The organism is Streptococcus oralis subsp. dentisani (assembly GCF_002096335.1).
Taxonomy (GTDB): Bacteria; Bacillota; Bacilli; order Lactobacillales; family Streptococcaceae; genus Streptococcus; species Streptococcus oralis_Z.
Genome location: NZ_NCUW01000028.1, coordinates 154,159 through 166,758 on the forward strand (window position 1 = coordinate 154,159; position 12,600 = coordinate 166,758).

Here is a 12,600-nt window from a genome sequence, read left to right on the forward strand (position 1 = left end):
GAATCTTTAAATATTTGTTACAAGCACTCAAAAACCTGAAAAAAAGCACAAAAAGAGCAGCTAAATCTGACTTTTTCAGAAGATTTAACTGCTGTGAGTCTTGTCTGGACAATATTTCAGACAAAACCTACGACAAATGATTACTTATATTATACCTTATTTAGATAGATTTTTCAAGGTTCTTTTTACTATTTTTTAAACAATCTTTTCCTATAAAATGGTTTAACCTTTCAAAAGAATTAATCATAAAATTTTTTCTCAAAAATTGAGAAAACGCTTGCACAAATGTTTACCTCATGCTATACTGATAAGAAATAACTACACAAGGAGAATTGTGATGAAAAAGAACCTATCTCAAGCTGAGAAAAAAATGATTTACGGTATTCGTTCCTTGAAAAATGGAACAGGCTCTGTCCTTATCGGTGCCAGCATTGTCCTACTTTCTGCTGCAATGCCAACCATTTCGGCTAACGAAAACCTTCCTCAAGCTCAGGAAAATACTAGTACTGTGGCTAAGGCTCCTACCGAGACTGAAGCAAGTCAAACACAAGAGCAAAGTCCAGTTTCTGAACAAAACAATGCAAACGCTTCCTTTGATGCTAAAAAAGAAACCCCAGCAACTGAAACGGCTCTAACAGCCGAGACACCTAAAAAAGATGACGCTACTCCAAGTCAACCTGACAGCAAGGAAGAGAAAGTAGATACCAGCACTTCGACACCAAGTTCTGATCAAAAACCACAAGCAGATACTAGTTCTGAAGAACCAATCGAAGATAACTACTTCCGCATCCATGTAAAAAAACTCCCTGAAGAAAACAAGGATTCTCAAGGCCTTTGGACTTGGGACGATGTTGAAAAACCTTCTGAAAACTGGCCCAATGGAGCCAAGTCCTTCAAGGATGCCAAGCAAGATGACTACGGTTATTACCTGGACGTCAAACTCAAGAATGATCAAGCCAAGAAGGTCAGTTTCCTCATAAACAACACCAAAGGAGATAACCTTACTGGAGACCGTTCAGTAGAGCGCCTTTCTCCAAAAATGAATGAGGCTTGGCTAGATGAAAACTATAAGGTATACAACTACCGTCCTCAACCAGCAGGAACTGTCCGTGTCAACTACTACCGCACAGATGGGAACTATGACAAAAAATCTCTCTGGTATTGGGGCGATGTCAAGAATCCAAGCAGTGGAGAATGGCCTGACGGGACAGACTTTACTGCAACTGGAAAATATGGCCGTTACATTGATATTCCACTCAATGAAGCTGCTAGAGAATTTGGATTTTTATTACTAGACGAAAGCAAGAAAGGAGATGATGTGAAAATCAGAAAAGAAGATTATAAGTTCACAGATCTAAAAAATCACAGTCAAATCTTCCTCAAAGATGATGACGAAACCATCTACACCAACCCCTATTACGTGCACGACATCCGCATGACTGGTGCTCAACACGTAGCTAAATCTCGTATCGAAAGCAGCTTTTCTACCCTAGTCGGAGCCAAGAAAGAAGACATTCTTAAACACTCCAACATCACTGACCATCAAGGGAACAAAGTAGCCATCACAGACGTGGAAGTAGATGAAGCTGGTAAGAAAGTGACCTACATCGGCGACTTCTCTGACACCCAACACCCTTACACTGTCAGCTACAATTCAGATCGTTTTACCACACGTTCAAGCTGGCGCCTCAAGGATGAGACCTACAGTTACGACGGTCCACTCGGTGCAACCCTAAAAGAAGATGGCAAGCGTGTCGACCTTACCCTCTGGTCTCCAAGTGCTGATAAGGTTTCAGTTGTCGTCTACGACAAGAAAGATCCTGAAAAAGTGGTCGGAACTGTCGCCCTTGAAAAAGGAGAAAAAGGAACCTGGAAACAAACTTTGGACGCAAACTCTGGTCTAGGCATCAGCAACTACACTGGCTATTACTACCACTACCAGATCGAGCGCCAAGGTAAAACCGTTCTCGTTCTCGACCCTTATGCCAAATCGCTAGCAGCTTGGAACAGTGATCTAGCAAAAACAGATGCAGCTCATAAGGTAGCTAAAGCCGCCTTTGTCGATCCATCCAAATTAGGCCCACAAGACTTGACCTACGGTAAGATTCGCAACTTCAAATCGCGCGAAGATGCGGTCATCTATGAGGCTCATGTCCGTGACTTTACTTCCGATCCTGCCATCGCAAAAGATTTGACCAAGCCATTTGGTACCTTTGAAGCCTTTATCGAAAAACTAGACTATCTCAAAGACTTGGGTGTGACCCATATCCAACTCCTTCCAGTCTTGTCCTACTACTTTGTCAATGAATTGAAGAACCAAGAACGCTTGTCTGCCTACGCTTCAAGCAACAGCAACTACAACTGGGGATATGACCCTCAAAACTACTTCTCCTTGACTGGTATGTACTCTAGTGATCCCAAGGATCCAGAAAAACGTATCGCGGAATTCAAAAATCTCATCAACGAAATTCATAAACGTGGTATGGGAGCTATCTTGGACGTGGTCTACAACCATACTGCCAATGTTGATATTTTTGAGGATATTGAGCCAAACTACTATCACTTTATGGACGCAGACGGAACTCCACGTACTAGCTTTGGTGGCGGTCGTTTGGGAACTACCCACTACATGTCTAAACGCGTCTTGGTAGACTCTATCAAGTATCTGGTTGAAACTTACAAAGTAGATGGTTTCCGCTTTGATATGATGGGTGACCACGATGCGGCTTCTATCGAAGAAGCGTACAAAGCTGCCCGCGCCCTCAATCCAAATCTTATCATGCTAGGTGAAGGCTGGAGAACCTATACTGGTGATGAAAATACGCCTGTACAACCTGCTGACCAAGATTGGATGAAGAAAACAGATACTGTCGCTGTCTTTTCAGACGACATCCGCAACAACCTCAAGTCTGGCTATCCAAACGAAGGCCAGCCTGCCTTTATCACAGGTGGCAAACGCGATATCAATACCATCTTTAAAAATCTCATTGCCCAACCAACTAACTTTGAGGCTGACAATCCTGGAGATGTTATCCAGTATATCGCAGCCCATGATAACTTGACCCTCTTTGACATCATTGCCCAGTCTATCAAAAAAGATCCAAGCAAGGCTGAGAACTATGCTGAAATCCATCGCCGTTTGCGACTTGGAAACCTCATGGTCTTGACTGCTCAAGGAACTCCGTTTATCCACTCTGGTCAGGAATACGGACGTACCAAACAATTCCTTGATCCAGCCTACAAGACTCCTGTCTCAGAGGATAAGGTGCCAAACAAGTCTCACTTGTTGCGTGATAAGGACGGCAAGCCATTTGTCTATCCTTACTTTATCCATGACTCTTACGACTCTAGTGATGCTGTCAACAAGTTCGATTGGACCAAGGCTACAGATGGTAAAGCTTTCCCTGAAAACGTCAAGAGCCGTGACTACATGAAAGGTCTGATTGCTCTTCGTCAATCTACAGATGCCTTCCGACTCAAGAGTCTACAAGATATCAAAGAGCGCGTCCGACTCATTACTGTCCCAGGCCAAAATGGTGTTGAAAAAGAAGACGTGGTCATCGGCTACCAAATCACCGCTCCAAATGGAGATGTCTACGCTGTCTTTGTCAATGCGGATGATAAGGCTCGCGAATTCAACTTGGGAACTGCCTTTGCTCGCTTGAGAAAGGCTGAAGTCCTCGCAGATGAAAACCAAGCAGGACCCGTAGGAATCGCTAACCCTCAAGGTCTCAAATGGACTGAAAAAGGCTTGAAATTAAATGCTCTCACTGCTGTTGTTCTCCGCTTGTCTCAAGGTGGTGCCATCGTCGCTCCAGCTGTGGAAGAAAAACCAGAATTTGATCTTTCTAGCTTGGAAGTTGAACCAGAACAAGGTCAAGCTCAAAACCTAGCAGCCAATCCTGAAACTCAAGAAACTGCTACAGAGGCTCTTTCTCAGAACATCCTTCCAAACACAGGAACCGAGAACAAATCCCTTCTTGCCCTTGCTGGATTTAGCATCCTTGCCCTTCTCGGACTTGGATGGTTGATGAAAAACAAGAAAAAGAAATAATGCTCAATGAAAATCAAAGAGTAAACTAGGAAGCTAGCCGCAGGCTTTACTCGAGTACGACAAGGCGAAGCTGACTTGGTTTAAAAAGATTTTCGAAGAGTATAAACTAGCCCTCCTATAGAAAAACACCCCATGATTAGAAGACTCTTCTAGCCATGGGGTGTTGTTTTTATGATACACTTGTCTATCAAATCATATATTCTACACTATAGGTGGCATCTGATAAGATACGCGCCAGGAACTGCTTAGTTCGTTCTTCCTGCGGACGACTAAAGAAGTCGTGGGGATTGTTCTCCTCTACGATACGGCCTCCATCCATGAAAATAACGTGGTTAGCGACATCTCTAGCAAATCCCATCTCATGCGTGACGACCACCATGGTCACACCTTCTCCCGCCAACTGTTTCAGAACATCCAAAACATCTCCAACCAACTCAGGGTCTAGTGCAGATGTTGGTTCATCTAGCAAAATGACCTCGGGCTTGACGGCAATAGCACGCGCAATTCCTATTCGTTGTTGTTGCCCTCCAGATAGCTGAGAAGGGTAGTAGTCTTTGTAGGCCAGTAAACCAACTTTTTCTAAGGCAGATTCTGCACGTTTGAGCGCTTCTTCCTTGGGAACTTTACGAGCGACGATTAGACCTTCTAGAATATTTTCCAGAGCAGTTTTGTTTGCAAAGAGATTGTAGTGTTGGAAAACAAAGGCTGTTTTTTGGCGAATTTCTAGAATGTCTTTCTTGCTTAATTTGGCTAAGTCATAAGTCTTTCCTGCCAAGGTCAGACGGCCACTGTCAGCTTTTTCTAAGTGGTTGAGACAACGGAGAAAGGTCGTTTTCCCCGAACCTGATGGTCCTAAGATAACGACGACATCCCCTTGGTTAACCTGGAGATTGACATCCTCCAGCACCTGCCTCTCACCAAATGTTTTTGCGATATGTTCTACTTGTAACATCCTGTCCTCCTATACAAAACGCGCGCTAGATGCTTTTGCACTCTTTTCTTTTTTCACATAGCCTTTCTCCAGTAGGGAGAAGCCCCACTGAATCAAACCACAGATCAAAATATACTGCAAAAAGATCACAAAATAAGACTCAAAATACTGGTAGCCGTAGGATGCTTCCACACGGGCAATAGCGGTGATATCCTTGATGGTCATAACAAAGACCAGGGAGGTTCCCTTGACGATATTGATCACCAGATTGGCCAAGTTAGGCAAGGCTGAGCTCAAGGCTTGAGGAAAAACAATCCTTAGATAAGCCTGGGTCGTAGTCAGCCCAATCGCATGCGCTGCCTCTAGTTGTCCCTTGTCCACCGTCAAGATGGCTGAACGCAAAATCTCCGATAAACTCCCGACTGTCATCAAACTATAAATGATAAAGGCATAATAGAGAGGATCAAGCTTGAAAATATCAAAGTCACTTCCTATACTTTTGAAAAATTGATTCAGCAGACTTGGAAACAAACTATAAAAGAAGAGAATCAATAAAATCGGTGGAGTCGCTCGGATAAACGCCAGATATACCAGAGAAAAACTCCTCACCCCTCGAACCTTGTAAATCTGCCCCAAGGCTAAAAATAGAGCCGGTAAAAAGCTTAAGACCATAGCCACAATCATGATAATCAAGGTGATTGGCACACCCTTCAAGGTCTCCAGAAAGGTCTTTACAATATAGTATATATCCATTTCTTACCTCCCTTTTGTTTCCAAAGACTTCTCAAGCAAACGACTCAAGCTAGAAATAACCAAGGCAATCCCCCAGTAAAGAAATGCAACCGCCGTATAGGTTTCCAGCGAGTAGTTCCCTAAATTGCGACTGATCAAGAGATTGCCTGCGCCCATAACATCAACGAAACCAATCGTATAGGCCAAGGCAGCATCCCGCATGAGATTGAGAATAGCGGTCGTTATATTGGGAAGAGCAACCTGAAAAGCTTGGGGGAAAATGATTCTCCAAAAGGTCTGACTTGGAGTCAAACCAATACTAAGTCCGGCCTCTGTCTGCCCCTTTGGAATAGCTTGATAGGCCGCCTTGAAAACCTCGGCAACAATAGCCGCAAACAAGAGAATCATCGTCAGGAGAACAAAAATAGTTTTAGACCAGTTGTTGATATCCAAACCCAGCCACCATTTCAGAAATTCTGGCAAGCCATAAAAGACTAGAAAAAGCAAGACAATCGGCGGTGTACAACGAAGGGTAAAGATATAACCTTTGGAAATTGCTGCAAAACTCTTGTCTTCTCCTACTTGCGCCCAGGCCAAGAGTCCTCCAAAAAGGGAACCAAGAAGAGTGGTAAAAAAGAGAATGGACAAGGTCATAGGAAGTGCCTGCAATAAGGTCGGCAAAAACTGAAAGACCTTGGAAAAATCATAAGAAACCATGCAAAACCCTTTCTAGTCTTGGAATTTCTGGCCTAGTCTTTGTCTACATAACTAAAGACATCTTCTTTAAAGTATTGCTGAGATAGCTTAGCAAGCGTACCATCTTCTTTCAACTCTTTGATTGCTTTTTCATATTCTTTAGCGAATTTCTCACCCTTTTCATCACGGTGAATCAAGGGATAAGTTGGAATGCCCTTGTATGGGAACCAGCTGAGTTTATCCGCATATTGGTGGTAAGGGCCATCTTCTGCTGTAACTGCTTTTTCAAAGGACAGTTTAATATCAAAGAAGGCGTCATAACGTCCTTCTAAGACCCAGGCATAGGCATCTGCCACTTTAAAAGATTCAGCTGCAGTCAGCTCAATCGGTGCATCCTGATGTTTTTCATTGTAGCTGGTGATAACATTCCATTGAGCATTCTGTGGAGAGATGGGAACCAATTTCCCTTTATTCTTAGCAAAGTCATCAATGGTTTTGTATTTCTGCTCATCTTCTTTTCTGACAGTAAATCCGATGATGCTCGCTCCGACTGGTTCAGATGGAATGACAAACTTTTTAGCTCGTTCATCTGTGTACCAAGCTCCCTTGGTTCCGATGTCATACTTGCCTGATTCCAGACCAATCAAGAGGTCGTCATCACTGGTACCCGTATATTCAAATTGATAGTTTGCCAACTTCTCATCAACAGCCTTCAAAACAGCTACTTCATAACCATCTGATTCCCCTTTTTCATTGACAAAGTCATAAGGTACATAGTTTTGTGTATGGGCAACCTTCAAGGTTATGACCTCACCAGACGAAGTTGTTTCCCCCTCCTTGGCTGGAGCACCAGCTAAACTTCTCCCGATAATCGTTGCCCCAATTACTGCAACCACTGCTACACCACCGATAATCCATGCTTTTTTACTCATCTTTTTCTCCTTTAGTTTTCAAGCGCTTCTCTCACCCACTGGATACGTTCAACTGCGATATCACTTGGAATGGTACAATCCGCTCCAAGTACCAAGCCCTGTTCCCCAGCTTCTGCAACTAGTTTCTTTGCCTCAGCCTGAATGGCATCCTTGCTACCAGTATACAGCAAGCCTGTCTTGCCATTTTCGAATCCTCCAAGAACCGTATGTCCCTTGAAAATCTCACGACCTTCCTTGAGAGTGATTCCCTCTGGTCCTACAGCCCAGTTAAAGACTTGGGCTGGATAGTCTGCAAAAAGGTGAATATCATTTCGCGCTCCCTCGTATCCACAGATATGAAGAACTGTGACGCCACCAACAGCACTAGCTGCTTCCAGAACCGTTATCTCGCTAGGGGCAATGACGGCTTGATAATCTGCTGCCGACACTCGTTGATCTTGGATACTCTGCACGCTGAGGTAGATTCCGTCAGCACCAGCCTCTTCGATGACAGCTCGGCTAAGACTAGCAATATCCTCTGCAATCACATCCAACACCTTCTTCAGAGCTTTAGGGTCTTCAACCAGAAAGTCAGCAATGAGGTCATCCCCACCAGACACTTCCCCTAGCAACCACTTGAGATAGGTCACAGGAGCAAAAATATTGTAAATCGCAACGATATCTTCTGTAAACTCTTGCTTGATTTTCTGAACCAAGTCCACCTGCTCTTTTATCCAAGGGTGATCTGGTCCGAGTGGTTGAATGGTCGCCAACTCTTGAAGAGATTTTCCTTTGGCAATCACTGGATTTGGATAAGCAAAGTACCCATCACTCATGAGCTTGATAAAGTCCGGCTGAACTTCTCGAATAAAGCGCTTATGGCCTTGAATATTCTTTTCGATAATGGCTGGATTTGAGAAACCGTGTAGCCATTCGTCTTCTGATGTGAAATGGTGCCAAAATCCTACTGGCACACGATCAACTTTCTCACCTCTAAATGCTTTTAAAACCCATTCTCTTTTTTCTGACATTCTTATTCTCCATTTCTTACTTTTTCAACTAATAAACTGCTTGCGATATCATTTGAGCGTAGAAAGGGGAGACTGGACTTGGAAAAATCCTGAACTCCACGACATCTCTCTCCATTTTTGCAGTGCTCATTTTTTACGACGTTTATGGCGACCAAGGCCAGCAAACCGACAACGACAATGAAGATACCCCATCTTTTACTTTTCATAGCTCCTCCTTTTTAGAGAACCGCTGCCTGTCGAATCCAGTCCAACCTCTCTAAGTCAAAATCATCTGGAACAGTACAGTCAGCTCCCAGAAGAATACCTTTACTACCAGCTTCAGCCAGCAACCGCCTTGTTTCATGTTGCAATTCCGCTTTAGAACCTCGATAAAGCAAACTTTTCTTGCCATTTTCAAATCCACCTAAAACGGCCTTGCCTGGAAACAACTCTTGACCCTGTGTCAAACTAACATCCTCATGGTGGGTCGCCCAGTTGACCACTTGAGCTGGATAGTTCTTAAATATCGTCACATCATTGCTCGCACCTTCAAAACCACAGATATGGAGGATATTGGTCCCACCCACCTGATTAGCCGCCTTTAAAACAGCTATATTGCTCGGTTCGATATAGGTTTGATAGAGTGCTGGTGTGATACGCTCATCTTGAATTTCCTGGGTACTGAGGTAAATCCCATCAACACCACCTTGCTGGATGATTTTCTGAGTTAAGAAAGCAATGTCTTTTGCAATCACATCTAGAATAGCTCTGAATTGCTCAGGATTTTCAAGCAATAGGTCAGCTACTTCCTTATCTCCTCGAGAAGTTTCTGTACGGAACCAGCGCTTGAGGTAGGAGATAGGCGAAAAGATATTGTAGAAAGAAGCGATCTCTTCAGTAAAGGTCTCTCGAATCGCTTGTACCACTTCCACCTGTTGCTGAATCCATGGGTGTTCCTCACCAATCGACTCAATAGAAGTCAGCTCCTGAATGCTTGAAACCCTAGGACTATAGACATTACTTGGATATAGGAAAAAACCGTCGCTCATGATTTTGACAAAATCAGGACGAATCCTTTCCACATAGTTGCGATGCCCATCAACACTTTTTTGAAAGATCCGTGGATTGTTTAATCCTTGCCCCTTTTCTTCGAGTGTTACAAAATGAAACCAAAATCCCACAGGAACTCTTTCCACTTCATCGCCTCGAATCGCTCTAAAGACTAGATCTCTTTTACTTGCCATACCTTTCTCCTTCCATCTGGATTGAAACCATCTTACCACTCCTTTTCCCCTTTTCCCAATATATATTGACTATCAACTCGATTAGAAATTTTTATATCTATAAAGAAAAAAATCCCTGAAAAGCTTGTTGTTACTAGCCTTTCAAAGATTCACTTTATTTTCATCTATTTTTCAAAAAGGAACTGATATAGATTTTCTATCAAGCCGATTGAATTTTTTTATATCCATCTTCATTCCAAAATTAAGTACATAATTTTATCCTAATACCAAATTACTACTGAAAAATTTATTTTCTCCCGATATTTCCTTGCACAAATCCCATGAAAACGCTACAATATTAATAAACTATTATTAGGAGGATAGGATTATGAAAACATCCAAAGTTACTATTACAATTGCTTCTACACTTGCTTCCGTCATTTTACTGACTGGCTGTGGCACAAATTCGGCAAATTCACAGACAACACAAAGTAGTACATCTGATAATCAGGTTACAATGACCTATGATCAGTTGCGTTCAAGAGAGAACACTATGTCAACTCTTTGGTATCAAAAAGCAGCTGAAACCAAGGCACTCTATCTACAAGGCTATAATGTCGCTACTGATCGTTTGAAAGAACTACTAAAAACACAGACAGATAAACCCTACTCTATCGTTTTGGACTTAGACGAAACCGTATTAGACAATAGCCCTTATCAAGCGCAAAATGTCAAAGATGGAACAGCATTTACCCCAGAAAACTGGGATGTCTGGGTTAAAAAAGCTGCAGCCAAGGCTGTACCAGGTGCTAAAGACTTTCTCCAATTTGCAGACCAAAACGGTGTCCAAATTTACTATGTATCTGACCGCACGATAGATCAGGTAGATGATACGATCAAAAACCTAGAAAATGAAGGAATTCCTGTACAAAGCCGCGATCATCTCATGTTCTTAGAAAAAGGTGTCAAATCTAAAGAAGGTCGTAGACAAGCAGTCCAAGAAAAAACCAACTTAGTCATGCTACTAGGAGACAATCTTGTGGACTTTGCAGAGTTTTCAAAGACCTCTGAAACTGAGCGCAACCAAAAATTAGAGGAATTACAAAAAGAGTTTGGTGAGAAATTCATCATTTTCCCTAACCCAATGTACGGATCATGGGAAAGCACTGTTTACAATGGTAATAAATTGGACGCCAAGGGTCAAACTGAAGAGCGCCAAAAAAACTTACAAGGCTTTGATAAATAAAATAAGGGAGCTATATACCAGTATACACCAACCACAAGATATCGTATTTGCGAGAATAGCGAAAAAAGACGATTTCCAAGCGGAAATCGTCTTTTAATAAGAAATAAATTCCTCAGAATGTTCGCTCATATACTCTGCTAGCCAGTCCATACCATACTCTAGTTTTGCCATATACCTAGCAATTGCTTTCCTATCTATTTTTTGATGCTTTCTTTTTACACATCATAAACACAACCTTTTATTCGTTGAGCCGAAAAAGAACGATGATCTATAACAAAATCAAAAGTGTACTTTTATCATAACACTTCATGTACCTGTAGTAGAATACTTCGGACAGACTAGTCTGAACGTCAATCAATTTACCAACAACTATTTAAGAAACAGACTTTCCCAATTCAAAATGTGCCTCATATAGTATATATGTAGCCATAAATCATATTTTCTAAATGGTTTATACAGGACTGTCCGTTAGGGAAAGCAAATATGCAAAATTTAGAAATTTTGATATAATAAGACTATCAAAAAGTAAAGGAACGATTGGTATGAAAACAATCACAGCTCACAGCTCACAGCTCACAGCTCACAGCTCACAGCTCACAGCTCACAGCTCACAGCTCACAGCTCACAGCTCACAGCTCACAGCTCACAGCTCACAGCTCACGCTGATTATGTAATCGGGCGTGTTTTTTGTCAAGCATTAAAACAGGCTTTTTCACATTTTTGTGAGGAAGCCTTTTATGCTCCCTACGAAAGTGGGGTGGCATAATGGCTGGCTCACTCCACAACGCTAAAAAAGCCAAAAACGATGAGTTTTATACTCGTTATAAAGATATTGCTGAGGAAATGGGGCATTATAGAGAACACTTTAGAGATAAGGTTATCTACTGTAATTGTGATGACCCAACACAATCAAATTTTTGGCGTTATTTTCATAACAATTTTGCTAGTTTGGGTATTAAAAAACTGATAGCAACACATTTTCAAGAAGATAGCGAACCTTCGTATGCTCTGATTTATGAAGGTGGCGATGACTTCAATATGGAAGCAGGAAATATTGTAACTATTTATGGAGATGATGAATACACAGCGGGAGATTTCCGAAGCGAGGACAGCATAAAATACCTGAAAGAAGCAGATGTTGTTATAACTAACCCTCCGTTTAGTTTGTTTAAGGAGTATATTAGCCAACTAATCAATTACAACAAATCGTTTATTGTTGTTGGAAATAAGAACGCTGTTACCTATAAAGAAGTATTCCCTTTAATCAAGAATAACCAAATCTGGATTGGAGCTCGAAACATGAACTCTGACTTTTGGTTGTATGTTCCAGATGGGGCTGATTATGAAAAACTGGATGAAGATGGTAGAGAAGTAAAACATATTATGGCATGTTGGTATACTAACCTAGATTTGAAAAAACGGCACGATGGCTTATGGCATGTTGGAGATAAGTTTGACCTTACAAAGGCTCATAAATATTACGAGGGTTTTGAAGATAAATACCCTAAATATGAGAATTATAATGCTATTGAAGTTACATTTGTCAAAGATATTCCCATTGATTATGATGGAATTATGGGTGTTCCCATTACTTTTATGGACAAATTTAATCCAAAGGAATTTGAAATTTTATGGACTACTGACAGAGGAGGAGATGGAATGTTAGAGGATTATAAACTCCCACATTCTCGATATGATGCTCCAGTAATTAGCGGAGAGGGGAAATATAAACGTATTTTGATAAGAAATTTAAATCCTATCAGCCGTGCGGAAGACAGAGGTTATTAACAAGGAGGT

At 41.8% G+C, this 12,600-nt stretch carries 10 protein-coding genes; 3 read left to right on the forward strand and 7 right to left on the reverse strand.

Translation table 11 applies throughout. The annotated features are described in order from the left end of the window. The first annotated feature begins 337 nt into the window (after positions 1-337). Positions 338-4,054 carry a pullulanase gene (locus B7709_RS04395; protein ID WP_084971878.1) on the forward strand — a complete coding sequence of 1,239 codons (3,717 nt, stop codon included), beginning with the start codon at positions 338-340 and terminating at the stop codon, positions 4,052-4,054. 187 nt (positions 4,055-4,241) lie between these two features. Here B7709_RS04395 and B7709_RS04400 read toward each other — a convergent pair whose 3' ends face one another. Genes B7709_RS04400 through B7709_RS04430 form a run of 7 tightly spaced genes read right to left on the reverse strand, consistent with a single transcriptional unit; the run spans position 4,242 to position 9,578 of the window. Beyond that, positions 4,242-5,006, reverse strand: coding sequence for an amino acid ABC transporter ATP-binding protein (locus tag B7709_RS04400; RefSeq protein WP_000942252.1), 765 nt, complete (start codon positions 5,004-5,006; stop codon positions 4,242-4,244). A 9-nt stretch (positions 5,007-5,015) separates the two neighbouring features. Then, positions 5,016-5,738 (reverse strand): amino acid ABC transporter permease, encoded by a 723-nt coding sequence (locus B7709_RS04405; RefSeq protein ID WP_084971879.1) that lies wholly within the window; start codon positions 5,736-5,738, stop codon positions 5,016-5,018. A gap of 3 nt (positions 5,739-5,741) precedes the next feature. After that, a complete protein-coding gene (locus B7709_RS04410) occupies positions 5,742-6,434 on the reverse strand; it encodes an amino acid ABC transporter permease (RefSeq protein ID WP_084971880.1) in 693 nt (230 codons plus the stop codon). A 32-nt stretch (positions 6,435-6,466) separates the two neighbouring features. Next, positions 6,467-7,345: a transporter substrate-binding domain-containing protein gene (locus B7709_RS04415; RefSeq protein ID WP_084971881.1), complete on the reverse strand. Its 879-nt coding sequence runs from the start codon at positions 7,343-7,345 to the stop codon at positions 6,467-6,469. Between the two features lie 11 nt (positions 7,346-7,356). After that, complete coding sequence (locus tag B7709_RS04420) at positions 7,357-8,355, reverse strand: uroporphyrinogen decarboxylase family protein (RefSeq protein WP_084971882.1); 999 nt, start codon at positions 8,353-8,355, stop codon at positions 7,357-7,359. Positions 8,356-8,357: 2 nt separating this feature from the next. Then, a complete protein-coding gene (locus tag B7709_RS04425) occupies positions 8,358-8,561 on the reverse strand; it encodes a hypothetical protein (protein ID WP_061453981.1) in 204 nt (67 codons plus the stop codon). A gap of 12 nt (positions 8,562-8,573) precedes the next feature. Further along, the gene (locus B7709_RS04430) at positions 8,574-9,578 is read right to left on the reverse strand and encodes a uroporphyrinogen decarboxylase family protein (RefSeq protein WP_084971883.1); all 1,005 of its coding nucleotides are present in this window, start codon (positions 9,576-9,578) and stop codon (positions 8,574-8,576) included. Between the two features lie 367 nt (positions 9,579-9,945). On the opposite strand from B7709_RS04430, the gene B7709_RS04435 reads away from it, so the two are divergent. Both B7709_RS04435 and B7709_RS04440 read left to right on the forward strand, forming a co-directional pair. Continuing rightward, the gene (locus B7709_RS04435; RefSeq protein ID WP_084971884.1) at positions 9,946-10,803 is read left to right on the forward strand and encodes a 5'-nucleotidase, lipoprotein e(P4) family; all 858 of its coding nucleotides are present in this window, start codon (positions 9,946-9,948) and stop codon (positions 10,801-10,803) included. A 765-nt stretch (positions 10,804-11,568) separates the two neighbouring features. Further along, positions 11,569-12,591 carry an adenine-specific methyltransferase EcoRI family protein gene (locus tag B7709_RS04440; protein ID WP_084971885.1) on the forward strand — a complete coding sequence of 341 codons (1,023 nt, stop codon included), beginning with the start codon at positions 11,569-11,571 and terminating at the stop codon, positions 12,589-12,591. Positions 12,592-12,600 lie beyond the last annotated feature (9 nt).